We start from the raw sequence: 16,528 nt of genomic DNA, 5'->3' as shown, positions 1-16,528 counted from the left end.
ATTTTTGCATGGATTATCATAAATAAGGGCCGTTAGGCCCGTTTTTTATAGGTGTTTTCTGCATAGTTATCTATGCTGTTAATATAAGGTTAAAAAGGGGTTTAAATACCTCGTTTTTTTTAGCGAAAATGGCCTTGTAGCAAAGCACTTACGATAATTAGAAGGTTAAAGAATGACAGTCACCTCGCAGCGACACTCCGTATTGCTTGATAATGTATTTGCCCTTATCAATAAAAAAGTAGATGCCAAACAAAAATCCCTCGTACAACAATTTGGCCAGCTTCTTTATAAAAACATCTCTAATGACGATCTAGAAAACCGTAACGACAGTGACTTATATGGCGCAACTTTGAGTTTATGGAATGCGCTTTCCACGTTTGACAGTAGTTCACCTTATATCCGCGTTTTTAATCCAGAAATCGCTAAACACGGTTGGCATTCAAGCCACACTATTGTTGAAATTATCGTTGCAGATATGCCTTTCCTGGTTGATTCCGTAAGAATGTCGCTCAATCGACTTAATATTACGGCTCACCTATTTTTACACAGCCCCGTGGGTATTAAGCGAACAAAGCAAAATCAAGTAACTGCATTTTCTGAGCCTAACAAGCCATTGAAAGATGCTGGTCGTGAAACAGTCATTTTTATTGAAGTGGACCATCAGAGCAGCAAGAAAGACATAGACATTTTGACTGATGAACTGCGTTCAGTAGTTGAAGAAGTCACCCTCGCAGTTAATGACTGGCAAGATATGTCGACGGTACTGCAAAAAGTGACCAAAGAGAGTGGTGCATATAACTGGCCTGTTTCAAAAGAAGAAGTCAAACGTACCAATAACTTTCTTGCATGGTTAGCCGATCACAATTTTACCTTAATGGGCTATCGCTATTACGATGTGAAAGCCATTGAGGGTGATCACCGTTGGGTCCCCAATAACGATAGCAGTTTGGGGTTGATGAAAAACTCCATAAACGACAGAGAACGTTTGCTTTCAAACCTTCCTGCCTCAGCACGCAACGAAGCGTTAAGCAGTACGCCTGTCATTCTGACAAAGACGAATAGCAGAGCTCGTGTTCATCGTCCGGCATACATGGATTATGTTGGTGTAAAAGTATTCAATAAAGACGGCGCTGTAGTGGGCGAGCACAGATTCTTAGGCTTGTACTCTGCGGCGTTTTACAATCAAAGCGTGACACAGCTACCTATTTTAAAAGAGAAAATAGATCAAATCTGTGCGCTATCTGGTTTTGAAGCCGGCAGCCACGCTTTTAAAGCGTTCGTTAATATTGTTGAAACCTATCCAAGAGACGAATTGCTACAAACCCCTGCACAAGAATTGGCTCAAATTGTTATGGGCATTTTTCAGATGCAAGAGCGCGGTATTTCCCGTTTATTCATCAGAAAAGATGTTTTTGGCCGTTTCTTTTCTTGCATGGTGTTTGTACCCAGAGAGCGTTACAACACACAGCTGCGTAAAGATACCCAAGCGCTTTTACGTGCGTCCTTAGGGGCAACCGAAGAAGTTGAGTTTACGACCTTCTTCTCAGAATCTGTATATGCACGTACCCACTATATTGCCCGAGTAGAAGACAATAATGCGGAATTTGATGTGAAGGAAATAGAGCAAAATATCATTGAGCTAACTAAAACGTGGAACGATAGGTTAGCGGCAGCAATTTCACAAGCCTACGGCGAGGCAGCAGGTAAAGCGCTTGAACGTAAATATGACAATGGCTTCTCTCGCAGTTATATGGAGCACAACTTACCGAGCGCTGCGCTGGTAGATATCGAAAAGTTAGAAAGTTTAAGCGATGACAATACCCTCGATATGTTGTTCTACCGACCGCAGGAAGAGCAGGCCGATAGTGAAATTGTTAAGTTAAAACTATTTCATCGTGCTGAACCTATCCATCTTTCTGATGTGCTTCCTATGTTAGAGAACTTTGGATTGCGCGTTATTGACGAAAGCCCTTACAAAGTCAGATGTAGCGAAGGTTCGTGTAACTGGGTAATGGACTTCACCATGTTGCACAAAAGCGGTCAGCATTTCGACATGGAAAATGCGCAAGTCTTGTTCCAAGACGCGTTTGCTAAGGTTTGGCATAACGCCCTAGAAGACGATGCGTTTAACCGCCTTATTTTGGGTGCGAACTTAACAGGCCGCAAGGTGACTATTCTGAGAGCTTACGCAAAATATATGCGTCAAACAGGTAGCTCATTTAGCCGCGATTATATTGCCAACACTTTGGCGAACTACCCCGATATTGCTTGTTTGTTGGTATCATTCTTTGATCAGCGTTTTAATCCGTCGATTAAACGCAGTAGCAAGAAAGAAGACACTATTCACGAGCAAATCAAAGCACAGCTAGACAATGTGAGTAACCTCGATGACGACAGAATCATCCGCCGTTACCTAGATATGATGTGCGCAACTTTACGCACAAACTTCTATCAAGCGGATAACGAGGGCAATGAGAAGAGTTATGTGTCGTTTAAAATGATGCCAGAACTCATTCCTGATATGCCGTTACCATTACCAAAATTTGAGGTGTTCGTTTATAGCCCAAGAGTTGAAGGTGTTCACCTTCGCGGAGGTAAGGTTGCCCGTGGTGGTCTTCGTTGGTCTGATCGTCAAGAGGATTTCCGCACGGAAATATTGGGGCTCGTAAAAGCACAACAGGTAAAAAATACGGTGATTGTACCTGTGGGAGCAAAAGGTGGTTTTGTTTGTAAAAAGCTCCCGACCACTGGCGGCCGCGAAGCTTTCCAAGCGGAAGGTCAAGCTTGCTATCGCACATTTATCAGAAGTTTACTTGATATTACAGACAACATTGTTAATGGCGAAATTGTGCCACCCAAAGATGTTGTACGTTTGGATGAAGATGACCCGTATTTAGTCGTCGCAGCCGACAAAGGTACGGCAACTTTCTCTGATATCGCTAATGGTATTTCTGAAGAATTTGGTTTCTGGTTAGGTGATGCATTTGCGTCAGGTGGCAGTATTGGTTACGACCACAAGAAGATGGGTATAACGGCTCGTGGCGCGTGGGAATCGGTCAAACGTCACTTCCGTGAAATTGGAATAGATTGTCAAACCACAGAATTCACCTGTGCTGCTGTTGGTGATATGGCCGGTGACGTTTTCGGTAATGGCATGTTGCTTTCCGAACATACCCGTTTAGTGGCTGCGTTTAACCATTTACATATCTTCTTTGACCCCAACCCAGATGCAGCAAAGAGTTATAAAGAGCGCCAACGTTTGTTTGAAAACCCTCGCTTGTCTTGGGAAGACTATGATGCGTCTTTGATTTCAAAAGGTGGCGGTATCTTCAAACGCTCAGCTAAGTCAATTAAGTTGACGCCTGAAATGAAGAAGTGGCTTGGTACTCGTCAAATGACAATGACACCTACTGAGTTAATTCACAACATTCTCAAAATGCCCGTAGACCTCATCTGGAACGGTGGTATTGGTACTTACATTAAGAGCACCAAAGAGTCTCATTCAGACGTTGGTGATCGTGCTAACGACGACTTGCGCGTAAATGGTAAAGACGTGCAAGCGAAAATTGTCGGTGAGGGCGGTAACTTAGGACTTACCCAACTTGGTCGTATTGAATACGCAAGTAATGGTGGACGTGTAAACACCGACTTTATCGATAACGTGGGCGGTGTGGATTGTTCAGATAATGAGGTTAATATCAAAATTCTTCTGAATAGTCTGGTGAATGACGGTGAGCTTACCACTAAGCAACGCAACAACCTTCTCTACGATATGACTGATGATGTCTCTCAAATCGTACTTCAAGACTGTTATCGCCAAACTCAGTCCATCTCAATTACCGAGCTTGGCGGCGGAAGCCAGTTGAAAGAGCAGTTGCGATTTATCCATGGGCTTGAAAGAGAGGGGCATCTAAATCGCGAATTAGAGTTTATACCCAGTGACGACGAGTTGTCCGACCGCTTAGCGACTGGGCAAGGGCTAACACGTCCAGAGTTAAGTGTTCTTATCGCTTACGGTAAAATGGTACTGAAGGACGAGTTTAATATTCCTGAGATTACCAATAATCCGTATCATGGAAAACTACTGGTAAGTGCGTTCCCTCAAGTACTCCGTAACAAATTCAGTAGTCACATGGAGAATCATCCACTTCGTAGTGAGATTATTGCGACTAAGCTGACCAATAATCTGGTCAATGATATGGGACTCAACTTTGTTTTCAGAATGAAAGAAGAGACTGGCGCAACGGCAGAAGAAATCGCAAACGCTTATGCTATTGTCCACGGTATTTTTAATATCGACACCCTTTGGTCGAGAATTGAGGATCTAGACAATAAGATCTCGGCGACGTTACAGCTACAGCTACTCGAGGAGGCTCGTCGTATCCTTCGTAGGGCGGCTCGTTGGTACTTGCGTCACGGCATCAAAGAGTTGTCCATCGATAAAGCCATTGCGAGTTATCGAGATACGTTTGATACCTTGTCACGTAACCTTCAACATTACCTTGTTGAGGAAGAATATGCTGAACTGGAAGAGGCGACCCGTAAATATACTTCAGAGGGTGTTCCACAAGATATCGCATATCAAGTGGCTAGCTTCTCCAATTTATTCTGTGCATTCGATTTGGCACAGATCATTGAGAACGATCCCCATGATACCGACGTAGTTGCCCGTTTGTATTACTTGCTTGGTGCCAAACTAGAACTTCATTGGTTCTTAAGCCAAATTAACCATCAAGCGGTAAGCAATCATTGGCAAGCACTCGCCAGAGCGTCATATCGTGAAGAGCTGGATTGGCAACAACGTTCAATCACTTCTAATTTGCTTCAATGTGGCAAAGAAGGTGAGGGTGCTGAGGCGATTCTTGAACATTGGATCAGCCAGAATGAAGCCTTGCTAAATCGTTGGTATATGATGATGACAGAGTTCAAAACGAGTACAACACACGATTTTGCGAAGTTTTCTGTAGCATTACGTGAATTGATGCTTTTAAGCGTCAAGTCTAACATTTAGAATACACGGTATTCGGCGAAATAAATAAGCCCTGTTTAAACAGGGCTTTTTTCTATACAAAGCAAAGACAGGTCCCATGCAATCATTTGTTCAAAAAATACTTCTTCAGTGCGAACCTGAAAAAAGTCACGACTTCACTATCAATTGGTTAAACAAAACCCAAAATACACCGTTAAGTTGGATTTATTCATCACCGCGCATTAGTAAACCTGTCACTGTTGCCGGTATTACCTTCGATAACCCTGTGGGGCTAGCTGCAGGGTTAGATAAAAATGGCGATTGTATTGATGCATTTGCTAGCATGGGATTTGGCTTTGTAGAAATAGGAACAGTGACACCACGCCCACAACCTGGTAATCCAAAACCACGATTATTTCGGATCCCAGAAAAAAACGCCATCATCAATCGCATGGGCTTTAACAACAAAGGGGTTGACCATCTTGTTGAACAAGTAAAGAAAGCCAAGTTTACTGGCCCGATTGGAATCAATATTGGTAAAAACAAAGATACGCCGGAAGAGAATGCACTAGACGATTATTTGATTTGCCTTAACAAGGTGTATCAGCATGCGACCTATATCACTATCAATATCTCGTCACCAAACACACCGGGCCTTCGCAACCTGCAATATGGTGAAGCGTTAGATGCACTTTTGGCTGGTTTAAAAGCCGCACAAGGTACACTGAGCCAAACTCATGGTAAGTACGTTCCAATCTTTGTAAAAATTGCCCCAGATTTGACCGATGATGAAATCACTAGTATTGCCGCGTCATTGGTGAACAGCGGAATGGACGGTGTAATTGCGACCAATACTACGCTCTCAAGGGATCCTGTAAAAGGGTTAGAGCACGCTGAAGAAATGGGCGGCTTAAGTGGCTCGGTTATGACAGAAATGAGTTTAGAGGTGACCAAAAAGCTTGTTGTTGCGCTTGACGGCAAAATGCCCGTGATCAGTGTGGGGGGAATAGATTCTCCAGAAGCGGCCCAGGCACGATTAGATGCTGGCGCAGCGTTAGTACAAGTGTACTCTGCATTTATTTATCAAGGTCCAGACCTTGTAAAACGCATTGCGCAATCATTGTAAGTTCAGGCTGCATCATTAATGAATAAAATTTTAGTTACCACAAGCAGAGGTTTGGACGAACTGCTTAAGCAAGAAATCCAAACACTGTGCCCGGATGCAAACGTAAAAATGATGCCTGGGGCATTGTCTTTTGAAGGCAGTAAACCAGACGCTTACAAGGTATGTTTATGGTCCCGTTTGGCCAACCGTGTCATTTGGGTTTTGGCTGAGGGTAAAGCGGATAGTGCTGACGCGTTGTACGAAACAGCTATGAGCGTTGATTGGCCCATGCACATGAATTCCAATCACACATTAAGTGTTCAATTTGTTGGTACCAATCGGGCGATAAAAAATACCCAATTCGGTGCGGTAAGAATCAAAGACGCCATTGTTGATCTGTTTGTAGAGCAGGGTATGTCACGTCCGTCAGTGGAACGGAAATCACCCGATATTCCAGTGTACGCTCGTTTGGGTAGAGATAAGGTAACCATTGGCCTTGATATGGCTGGTGCAAGTTTACACCAGCGTGCTTATCGTCAACAAACTGGTGATGCTCCGCTAAAAGAGCATATTGCTTGTGCAATGCTGTTAAGAAGTGGTTGGGCGAACAATACCGATGTTCCTTTAGTCGACCTAATGTGTGGTTCAGGTACCATTGCCATCGAAGCGGCTTACATAGCGCGAAACATTGCGCCAGGTATTAAGCGTGAATATTGGGGCTTTAATGCGTGGCTAGGTCATGAACACGCTGTTTGGGATGAATTGGTTACACAGGCTCAGTCTGTACAGCAGCCAATGAATACCAAGATTTATGCTTCTGATGTGAGTCGCAAACTCATTCATGTAGCAAAGACTAATGCGGATATTGCGGGTGTTTTTAGTGATATTCAATTTAGTCATCAAGATGCAGTTAAATCTTCTCCACCAATAGCAACACCGGGTTATGTTGTAACTAATCCCCCTTATGGCGAACGCCTCGGTGAACTTACCGAACTGATCCCGCTTTTTAGCGACTGGGGAAAACGACTTAAAGTTGCATGGAAAGGCTGGAACATCAGTTTGCTCAGCAGTAATCGCGATCTGCTTAGAGTAATGAAACTTCGCGCATCCAAGGAATATGCACTTAACAACGGAAAGCTTGAATGTAAGCTGGTCAACTACGTCCTTGATGAGGAAAACACGGTTCAGTTCGGCGAAGACGCTGAAAACCATGAGTTTGCCAACCGTTTACGCAAGAACCTTAAACGTATGAAATCGTGGGTAAAAAAGGCCAATACTAATTGCTACCGTATTTACGATGCAGATCTGCCCGACTACAACGTCGCTATCGACCAATATGACGACTGGCTTGTGGTACAAGAATATGCACCACCTAAAACCGTATCGGAAGAAAAGTCACGTAAACGATTGCAGGAAGTACTTTTATATTTACCAGCCGTTACGGGGATCTCGCCAAAAAACATTGCACTGAAAGTAAGAGCCCAACAGAAAGGAACTAAGCAATACGAAAAGCTTCGTCAATCTGGTGAAATGAAAGAAGTGCACGAAAATGGTATTCGCTTTTTGGTTAATCTTACTGATTACCTTGATACTGGGTTATTCCTCGACCATCGCAACACTCGAAAAATTGTTATGGATATGTCATCAGGTAAAGATGTACTGAATTTGTTCTCCTATACGGGCAGTGTGTCTGTGTATGCCGGTTTAGGCGGTGCTAAATCAGTAACGACTGTTGATATGTCTAATACCTATTTAGACTGGGCGAAGAAAAACGCTGCACTCAATAAAGTGAAATGTCCTCAAGCCTTCATTCAGGCAGATTGCACTACGTGGCTAAGCGATCACAAAGGAAAATACGACCTTATTTTTATTGACCCACCGTCGTTTTCAAATTCAAAGCGAATGCAGAACACATGGGATGTTCAGCGTGACCATTTAACTATGCTAACCCATGCGAACAGCTGCTTGAAAGAAGGCGGCACTATTGTGTTCTCAAATAATAAGCGTGGCTTTAAACTCGATGAAGCTGGAATTGGCGCGTTAGGATTGAGTGCGCAAAATATTACCGGTCGCACCATACCCGAAGACTTCGCTCGACGCGGAAAAATCCACCAGTGTTGGATTATTAGTAAGCAGTCATAGCATCTATGAATATCGTTTTTTACACAGGGCCACAATGCGGGCTATGCGATTATGCTGACGAAGAACTTGCAAAAGTATCGACGGATGTCGCTTTTACTGTTTCAAAAGTAAATATTCGCACGAGTACTGAGCTTTATCATTTGTACGGTGCACGAATACCCGTACTTAAACGCGAAGATAACGGCGGTGAATTAGGGTGGCCTTTCACCCATCAAGATATTGAGGAATTTTTACTGTGAGTATTATGCAGTTAAAAGATGTCACGGTAATTTACGGAAATCCGCCACTGTTAGACGGTGTTGAATTGGTAATACAGCCCAAAGAGCGTGTCTGCTTAGTGGGTAGGAACGGCAGCGGAAAATCAACCTTGATGAAGGTCATTTCCGGAGAAATCATTGCAGACGATGGACAACGAATCATTGAAAACAATGTTGTAGTCGCGCGTTTAGAGCAGGACCCACCCGAAACCACAGACGTGACTCTGTTTGACTATGTTGCTGAAGGGTTAGCCGATATTGGTGACACCATTAAGGCGTACTTTCATCAAACGAAAAAAGTATCAGAAGACCCAAGTGAGGCCAACCTTAACAAACTTCAACGTTTACAAGAAACTCTTGAAGCTCGCGATGCTTGGCAATATGAACAACAAATCGACGCCACGTTAACCTCACTTAAGCTAGACCCAAATATTTCATTATCGACACTGTCAGGTGGATGGCGACGCAAAGCTGCTCTAGCAAGAGCATTAGTGCGCTCACCAGATTTGTTGCTTCTCGATGAGCCAACCAACCACCTTGATATAGAAATGATTCGATGGCTTGAGTCTAGTTTGCTCAATTACAAAGGTGCCATTGTTTTCATTAGCCACGATAGGGCATTTATTCGCAATATGGCGACCCGAATCGTTGATTTAGACCGCGGTCAATTAACGAGTTACCCGGGTAACTACGAAGAATACCTAGTTAAGAAGCAGCAAGATCTTGAAGTAGAAGCGGCACAAAACGCAGAATTTGATAAAAAGCTCGCACAGGAAGAAGTGTGGATTCGTCAAGGTATCAAAGCGCGGAGAACTCGCAATGAAGGTAGGGTTCGGGCACTAAAGAAGTTGCGGGAAACTCGAAAGGCGAGAAGGGCAACTCAGGGTAATGCTGTGGTCAGTCAACACCAAGCAGCACGGTCGGGCAAGCGTGTTTTTGAAGTGACCGATCTCCACTACGCCATTGAAGGCAAATCTATTGTTAGCGGTTTAAGTTTAAACGTACTGAGAGGCGATAAAGTAGCTCTAGTTGGCCCTAATGGTTGTGGTAAGAGTACGCTGATCAAATTGCTTTTGGGTAAGTTAGATGCAGATAGTGGCAACAGTAAACAAGGAACGAATCTTGAAGTTGCCTATTTTGACCAGCATAGAGATGGTCTAGACCTTGAGAAAACTGTTATCGATGCTGTGGGTGATGGTAAACGAGATCTAATGGTTAACGGTAATCCACGCCATGTGATTAGTTATCTACAGGACTACCTGTTCACACCAGAAAGAGTAAATGCCCCGGTGAAATCCCTCTCTGGTGGTGAGAAAAACCGCTTAATGCTCGCTAAACTCATGTTGAAGCCAAGTAACTTGCTGGTTCTGGATGAACCAACCAATGACTTAGATGTTGAAACGCTAGAGATGCTGGAAACCTTACTGAATGAATATGAAGGAACAGTATTATTGGTGAGTCACGATCGAGAATTCGTAGATAATGTGGCTAATAGCTGTGTTGTATTCGAAGGTAATGGGCAGTTAAGAGAGTTCATTGGTGGATTCAGTGACGTTGCTGCATGGTATAGCGAACAAGACAAACGTCGTCAACAGCAAATAAAAGATGAAAAAGCGAAAGTAAAGAATGAAACTAATTCTACTTCACAGAGTCCTACTGCTAAGTCTTCACCACGTAAGACGAAAAAGTTATCATACAAAGATCAACGAGCGCTGGAATCATTGCCAGCAGAGATAGAATTGTTAGAATCAGACATCGAGTCATTGCAGTCACAAGTCAATGACCCTGAATTTTTCAAGCAAGACAGTAGTGCCACGGCTGAAACAATTGCTAAGTTGGCTGAATTAGAAGAAACCTTGTCTCAGAAGTATGCGCGCTGGGACGAATTAGAAAGTATGCTGGACGATAATCAGCAGTAAATAGGATTTTAAATGAAACGATCTCAGCTAGCCGCCGCCATATTGATGGCAACTGGTAGTTTTTCTGCGGTAGCCGCAACGTACAATGTAACACCATTACCACTTCAGGATACCAGCCGAAATACTTTTGCGTTGTCTATTGATAATTCCGGTAAAACAATGGCTGCTACTCAGCTTGAATTTAATCCGCCTATCGATGTAGAGCAACTCGAAAACGATACTACATTCTTTGACATTTATAGTGAGTCTTTAGAAAGCGAGGACGACGTAAAACAGGGTGTTTTTTCGAATGCCGACTACACATTAATCGTCAACTATCTTTTGCAAAATGCTGAATCACCCGTAGGACAAAAGCTCGCTTCGTATCGTACCTACATTACAGATACTACAGATGCAGAACTAGTACCTGGATTAGACGAGAAAAATGGAAAATTTGAAGATGATTTTTCATGGTCGGTATCCGCTAATGGTCGTGACAGCGTCGCAGGTGATTACATTGTTGGTGACTCTACTGGGATATTCATAGAGGAAGCATACGAGAATGAAGATGGGGATACCATTAACTATACGTACGCAGAATCAGCACAACAAGCATTTGTGCAAGTAGGTAATGAGAGTAAACGCCTTCCGGCAATTGACGACACGTTAGGTGGTTTTGCATCAGCTCGTGCTATTAATACAAACCTTCAAGTTGCAGGGTTCAGTACCGTTAGTTTCAACGAGAGTTTGGACAATGCGATTGAAGTTTGTGCAGATGACGAACAACGTGACGACATCCCAGAATCATTCTGTCGGTACATCATTTACCGTGGTACGTTTATTCTTCCGGAAATGTCAGACTATTTTGCTTCCAATGCTCAGTCAGGTACGTTTAATTACATTTTTGCGTCTGAAGTCAATGCCACCATCTGGCAGTTGGATGTTAATGGCGACGTGATAAGCTCACAAGCGTATCCGTTACTCTTTACTCCCGAAGAAGATAACACGCTATACAACTATACCTACGCTCTTGACATCAATAGTCAGGGCATAGCAGTTGGGGAAGGGATGACAGGAGAGTTCATTGGAATTACGCGTCCAAGTGATACCTCTTCATTTGAATTAACAGAGGTGCAGCGTGTTGCAACAGTATTTCGTGACGGTGAAACAGTAGAATTGCTGCCTCGCGATGAAAACCTGATCAGCCAAGCGTCTGGAATTAACGATAGCAACTGGGTATCAGGTACCTTACTACGAGCGACCAATGATATTGCCCGCCCACGTATGTTTGCGTACAACTTGGACACTACCGAAGCATTCTACCCAGATGGTTTTTTCGCTAGCTCAGGCGTCCACGCCAACGCCATCAACAACAATAATATTATTGTTGGTCGCGCTGAAAATGAAGCAACCTCTGATGCGATTAGAGAAACGAGTGCCTTTATGTTCAACATAGACACACAAGAGTTTCTTGATCTTAATGATTTGACCGCTTGTGATTCACCATACACTTTGCTTGAAGCTATTGATATTAATGACAATAACGAAATTATCGCTAATGCTCGTGTTAAAGCTACTAACCGCTACGTAAGTGGGGAAGAAGTGGTAAACGATCAAGGCGAGACGTCTGAAGTTGATTCCATTATTTCAGTGAAGCTATCACCGATCAGTAACGGCAGTGTTGATGAGTGCGACATTGATGACGACGATGCTCCTTACGAACGTCAAGGTGCGTCAACAAGCATCGCTGCTTTACTCATGGGCTTTGCTCTGGTGCTCTTCCGTCGTAGAAAGTAACTACGACAATTAAGTTACAAATATAAGGCCGCTTTTTTAAAAGCGGCTTTTTTATATCGATAGTGTTTAAAAATTGAAATATTTATGACTAAAAAATGTAATATTTATTTCATAGAAATCTCATCAACTTACACTTTGTCAATAGATCTATTGAACATTTTGCTCTTGAACCAATCATAAAAAAGACCTATCTATTAATTGTTCAAGAGCGTTTTGCGCCGTTTTACTTACAGACTGAATTGAACTACGAGCCAAATCGCTGTTGATCGTCCAACAATAAAAGAGGCTATTCAATGAAAAGACAAAAACGAGATAAAATGACACGAGCTCATGCTAAAGGGTATCAAGCTGGTATTAGTGGACGCTCAAAAGAAAATTGTCCGTTTCAACAAAATGAAACTCGCTCACAATGGTTAGGAGGTTGGCGAGAAGCCGTAGAAGATAGGCAACTAGGATTTACCGTAAAGTAGAATGCAGTTAACAGATTCAAAAAAGCCCCATTAATTGGGGCTTTTTACATTCGATTACACAACTAGAAATTAGATGTGTCTTGGAACAAACCAACCTTTAGGTCATTCGCCGTATAGATAACGCGTCCGTCTACTTCAACAGTACCGTCACCCAAACCCATAAATAATTTACGCTTGATAACACGCTTCATGGTGATGCGGTAAGTCACTTTTTTCGCAGTAGGTAGGATCTGACCAGTAAACTTAACTTCACCCACACCAAGCGCACGACCTTTACCTGGGCCACCGCTCCAGCCTAGGAAAAAACCAACGAGTTGCCACATAGCATCAAGCCCTAAACAACCCGGCATTACAGGATCGCCAGGAAAGTGGCAATCAAAGAACCAAAGTGAAGGGTCGATATCTAGTTCTGCAACTATTTCACCTTTACCATGTTCGCCACCGTCTTCGTTAATAGTAACGATACGATCCATCATTAGCATATTTGGTGCTGGTAGTTGACTGTTACCTGGACCAAACATTTCTCCGCGACTACAGGCTAGAAGGTCCTCTTTATTAAAACTGTTTTTCTTATCTGACATTAACAACTCGTAGTTTAAAAAACTTTTCGGTGGGTAATTTAGCGAACACTTGTAAGCTAAACAACTCTGAACAGTGATTTTTCTGAATTAATTCACATGTTACACTCATTCTACAGCTATTGAGAGTTTATGATGAAAGAAAAGTTGCCTGATTCAGAAAAAGTATCAACCTCAAAAAACGCGGAAAAACAAAGACGATACAGGGAGCGTCAAAAAGAAGCGGGAAATACGCTGGTTCGCGGGTACGTAAAACCTGAAGCCTTACAATGTATTGAGGAAATCCGTGAAAAAACCGGATGGAGTGATAACGAAATCATTTCTAACTCATTACGGCTTACCTATGCGGCGTACAAATGTGGTCAGATAAAACTACTTAATGAATGGTTGATTAAAAACGATCGTTAAGCTCATTGGTAAGCTACTCGGTATTTTCTTTCACCCAAACTCGGCTTGGGCTATCAGCAAGGGTATGCATTTTTACGATGCGTTTTGCCTCTTTTAACACGTCATCTCGTTGTTTGAAGCTCCAAAGTCGTTCAGCATTCTGCTTTCGATCTTTTTGAATATCGACAATGGGGACAAAATAGTCACGCGCTATGTCAAAATCCAACATTTGCGCCTCAAGGGGAGGGATGTCGTAGGGGGCATGACACACGTCTTTGGGCAGCTTTTCTAACTCTGGTAACCATTTTTTGATGAATACGGCTTCTGGGTCTAGCCGTTTTGACTGTGTTGCTGGGTTATACAAGCGTACTGTATGCACCCCCGTCACACTGGCCTGCATTTGAATTTGAGGAAAGTGAATTCCGGGTTCAAAATCTAAAAATTGTTGTGCCAAGTATTCTGCAGCACAGCGCCAATCTACGTTTAGATGATGACATAAAAAACTCGTTACCATAGCGCGCATTCTGAAGTTTAAATACCCGGTAGTCGCTAGTGCTCGCATACAGGCATCTACCAAAGGATATCCGGTTTTCCCATCACGCCAATGAACAAATCTTCGATGTGACTCAGGGCCATCAATAAAGGGAAAATGGGCATAGGCTCGGTTAACCGCTCTAAACTCCATTTGGTGTTCGCTTTCAAATTTTTGTATGAAGTGTGATTGCCATTGAAGCCTTGAACGCAATGCCGTTAACGTGCGTGTCCAATGAATACCCTTGGCATTCCCATTGGCTTTCTGCTGATCGATAAATTGGATCACTTGCCTAATTGTGATGTTACCCCAAGCAAGATAGGGGCTCAGGCGTGTACAAGCGGTACGCGCGTCCATTGGAAATGAAATTTTACGATAGTAGTCTTGGCCTCGTCCTTTGAAAAAATCATACAGCGTATGCCACGCTCTTCGTTCACCGCCCATCTGGAAATTTGTGTTGTTCTCTATTGTTGGAGCGCCAACCAATGAGCAGAGTTTGGTATTTGCCCAATGATTATCTTTCAAGGCAGTAATATCTGGGTCAAAAGTGGCTTGTTGAGTGACAGACTTCCAGTGTCGATTCCAACCTTTTCTATTTGGTAGACCTCGTTGCACCGCACCGTACGGCGTTTCGGTCCATGGTATTTGGCGATCGTTTAACCACTGTCTTACCTGTTTGTCTCTCTTAAAAGTGACTTCTACACCTATCTCTTCATGGCTAAATAACTGGCGTACAGTAAACTCAGTTAAAACGAGATTCAGTGCTTCAATTGCACTCCCTTGTATTTGCAATACGGCGTTAGTGCCTAACTGTTGGTCTATGTCGTTAAGGGATTGAGCGATAAACTGCAGATGCCGTTGGCTCATGTGTCGATCTGCTATGACTTCAGGTTCCCAGCAGTAAAGCATAATCACTGGCAGGCCAGTGTTGATGGCGCTACACAAGGGAGCGTGATCTCGTAATCGAAGATCACGTTTTAACCACACCAAAGCGATTTCCGGTTTTACTTCAACCATCGGTTGCGAAACTCACCATTGGGGTCATACATCTGTGTTTGTTTTTCGAGGTTAAATTGACGATGTCCTCGAGGGTCACAACCTACACCAGCAAGGTACTGCCAATTCCCCCAGTTACTAGCGACATCATAGTCTAGTAGGGTGTGCTCGAACCATGAAGCGCCATACCGCCAGTCAAGATTCAACTCGTGAACAAAACAGCTAGCCACTAATTGACGGCCTCTGTTTGACATGTATCCAGTCTCTGATAACTGTTTCATGCAAGCATCAACAATGTCATAACCAGTATTCCCGTCGCACCAACGCTGAAACTCTGATTGTTTGAAATCTGTAGATGGGAGTGTTCCGTTTATACCGTCAAATGCAAACCAGCTTTTAGTGTGTCGCTTTTGCATATGAAGGAAGAAATCACGCCACAGTAATTCAAAATAGATCCAGTAGGTGTTTTCGTTTCTCTCAATTGCTTCCTCATATTCGACGAGTGCTTTTAGTATGGTTTTTGGTGATATACAACCATGGGCGAGCCAAGGCGAAAATTTTGTAGAATGTTCCCAAGTATCCAGTGCATTCCTGGTTTCTTTGTATACACTCGCTTGGTGAGAGTGTTTAAAGTAGTTGTCGAGATGCCGCAAAGCTGCGGATTCGCCACCAAAAAACTGCATTGCCATTGGACTATTGGTCAATGTGTCTGGTGATACGCCACGCACAAACGGTGGGGGAAGCTCAGTAACACTAATTGATGGCGCTAGAACATCGTCTGTACGTTCGAGTCGCTTTTCAATTTTGCGCCTAAACGGACTGAAGGTTGACGGCATTCCCGTAATAGAGAAGGGGAGTTGCTCCTCGTTTATCATTGAAGCACCTTCACCTATTATTACCTCAGTGTGTGCTAATACTTCGTCAAGTGTTTGAACCTGAACTCTTTCATTAAATCCAGCATGCTCCGTTACACCTATATATGTCACTTTGTATTGCTCACAAAAAGCAGATAGCTGAGTAACCGGATCACCTTTTAGTAGTATTAGATCGTGTCCTAATTCTTGCAGGTTAGTACGCAAATCGTCGATACACTCATTTAAAAACTGTATTCGCTTTTCGCTCGGCAACACCAGCTTTGACGAGGACACGTCGTCAGGCTGTCGGTACTCTTTTTCGGTAGCCATCACATAGACGAAAGCTAACTCATCGATGTGTTCACAAAGCTGCGATAGAGCCGGCAAGTCGTGGGTTCGCAGGTCGTTTCTAAACCAGAACACCCCACGAATAGGTTGAGTTGATGAAATTTTTACCACTTAACGACGATTTCTCAGTTATCAGCCAGATCAATGAAACTCAATACGAAAAAAACACGTAAATAGCTTAGAGATAATTATATT

11 protein-coding genes are annotated in these 16,528 nt (G+C 43.2%); 8 read left to right on the top strand and 3 right to left on the bottom strand.

Going from position 1 to position 16,528, the window contains the following annotated elements:
• The first annotated feature begins 172 nt into the window (after positions 1-172).
• The 7 genes from EYS00_RS07220 (at position 173) to rmf (ending at position 12,638) form a co-directional block, all read left to right on the top strand.
• On the top strand, positions 173-5,011 hold the full coding sequence (locus EYS00_RS07220; protein WP_130635884.1) for an NAD-glutamate dehydrogenase: 4,839 nt from the start codon (positions 173-175) through the stop codon (positions 5,009-5,011).
• A gap of 76 nt (positions 5,012-5,087) precedes the next feature.
• Positions 5,088-6,095, top strand: a complete 1,008-nt coding sequence (gene pyrD, locus EYS00_RS07215) for a quinone-dependent dihydroorotate dehydrogenase (RefSeq protein WP_130635883.1) — start codon at positions 5,088-5,090, stop codon at positions 6,093-6,095.
• Positions 6,096-6,113: 18 nt separating this feature from the next.
• A complete protein-coding gene (gene rlmKL / locus EYS00_RS07210) occupies positions 6,114-8,216 on the top strand; it encodes a bifunctional 23S rRNA (guanine(2069)-N(7))-methyltransferase RlmK/23S rRNA (guanine(2445)-N(2))-methyltransferase RlmL (protein WP_130635882.1) in 2,103 nt (700 codons plus the stop codon).
• Positions 8,217-8,221: 5 nt separating this feature from the next.
• A complete protein-coding gene (locus EYS00_RS07205) occupies positions 8,222-8,455 on the top strand; it encodes a glutaredoxin family protein (RefSeq protein WP_130635881.1) in 234 nt (77 codons plus the stop codon).
• Positions 8,452-10,392, top strand: coding sequence for an ABC transporter ATP-binding protein (locus EYS00_RS07200; protein WP_130635880.1), 1,941 nt, complete (start codon positions 8,452-8,454; stop codon positions 10,390-10,392). The genes EYS00_RS07205 and EYS00_RS07200 overlap by 4 nt, the downstream gene beginning before the upstream one ends.
• Before the next feature lie 12 nt (positions 10,393-10,404).
• Positions 10,405-12,168, top strand: a complete 1,764-nt coding sequence (locus EYS00_RS07195) for a DUF3466 family protein (RefSeq protein WP_130635879.1) — start codon at positions 10,405-10,407, stop codon at positions 12,166-12,168.
• 293 nt (positions 12,169-12,461) lie between these two features.
• On the top strand, positions 12,462-12,638 hold the full coding sequence (gene rmf / locus EYS00_RS07190; RefSeq protein ID WP_130635878.1) for a ribosome modulation factor: 177 nt from the start codon (positions 12,462-12,464) through the stop codon (positions 12,636-12,638).
• A 62-nt stretch (positions 12,639-12,700) separates the two neighbouring features.
• Here the strand turns inward: rmf and fabA are convergent, their stop codons facing one another.
• Complete coding sequence (gene fabA, locus EYS00_RS07185; protein ID WP_130635877.1) at positions 12,701-13,219, bottom strand: bifunctional 3-hydroxydecanoyl-ACP dehydratase/trans-2-decenoyl-ACP isomerase; 519 nt, start codon at positions 13,217-13,219, stop codon at positions 12,701-12,703.
• Between the two features lie 129 nt (positions 13,220-13,348).
• Between fabA and EYS00_RS07180 the strand changes: the two genes are divergently transcribed.
• The gene (locus EYS00_RS07180) at positions 13,349-13,624 is read left to right on the top strand and encodes a hypothetical protein (RefSeq protein WP_242618680.1); all 276 of its coding nucleotides are present in this window, start codon (positions 13,349-13,351) and stop codon (positions 13,622-13,624) included.
• A 13-nt stretch (positions 13,625-13,637) separates the two neighbouring features.
• Here EYS00_RS07180 and EYS00_RS07175 read toward each other — a convergent pair whose 3' ends face one another.
• Together EYS00_RS07175 and EYS00_RS07170 are read right to left on the bottom strand one after the other, a co-directional pair.
• Positions 13,638-15,152, bottom strand: coding sequence for a deoxyribodipyrimidine photo-lyase (locus EYS00_RS07175; protein WP_130635876.1), 1,515 nt, complete (start codon positions 15,150-15,152; stop codon positions 13,638-13,640).
• Complete coding sequence (locus EYS00_RS07170; RefSeq protein WP_130635875.1) at positions 15,140-16,444, bottom strand: DASH family cryptochrome; 1,305 nt, start codon at positions 16,442-16,444, stop codon at positions 15,140-15,142. Before EYS00_RS07170 ends, EYS00_RS07175 begins: the two co-directional genes overlap by 13 nt.
• Between the last annotated feature and the right edge of the window lie 84 nt (positions 16,445-16,528).

It is taken from the genome of Alteromonas sp. KUL49 (genome assembly GCF_006538345.1).
Taxonomy (GTDB): domain Bacteria; phylum Pseudomonadota; class Gammaproteobacteria; order Enterobacterales; family Alteromonadaceae; genus Alteromonas.
The sequence above is the reverse complement of the archived record's forward strand: the minus strand, read 5'-3'. Positions and strand labels throughout refer to the sequence as shown.

What these genes read in the sequence shown, in the direction of transcription:
- EYS00_RS07180 (WP_242618680.1), top strand. Translation starts at nt 13,349, where the DNA reads ATGATGAAAGAAAAGTTGCCTGATTCAGAAAAAGTATCAACCTCAAAA.
- EYS00_RS07205 (WP_130635881.1), top strand. Translation starts at nt 8,222, where the DNA reads ATGAATATCGTTTTTTACACAGGGCCACAATGCGGGCTATGCGATTAT.
- rmf (WP_130635878.1), top strand. Translation starts at nt 12,462, where the DNA reads ATGAAAAGACAAAAACGAGATAAAATGACACGAGCTCATGCTAAAGGG.
- pyrD (WP_130635883.1), top strand. Translation starts at nt 5,088, where the DNA reads ATGCAATCATTTGTTCAAAAAATACTTCTTCAGTGCGAACCTGAAAAA.
- EYS00_RS07220 (WP_130635884.1), top strand. Translation starts at nt 173, where the DNA reads ATGACAGTCACCTCGCAGCGACACTCCGTATTGCTTGATAATGTATTT.
- EYS00_RS07195 (WP_130635879.1), top strand. Translation starts at nt 10,405, where the DNA reads ATGAAACGATCTCAGCTAGCCGCCGCCATATTGATGGCAACTGGTAGT.
- EYS00_RS07175 (WP_130635876.1), bottom strand. Translation starts at nt 15,152, where the DNA reads ATGGTTGAAGTAAAACCGGAAATCGCTTTGGTGTGGTTAAAACGTGAT.
- rlmKL (WP_130635882.1), top strand. Translation starts at nt 6,114, where the DNA reads ATGAATAAAATTTTAGTTACCACAAGCAGAGGTTTGGACGAACTGCTT.
- fabA (WP_130635877.1), bottom strand. Translation starts at nt 13,219, where the DNA reads ATGTCAGATAAGAAAAACAGTTTTAATAAAGAGGACCTTCTAGCCTGT.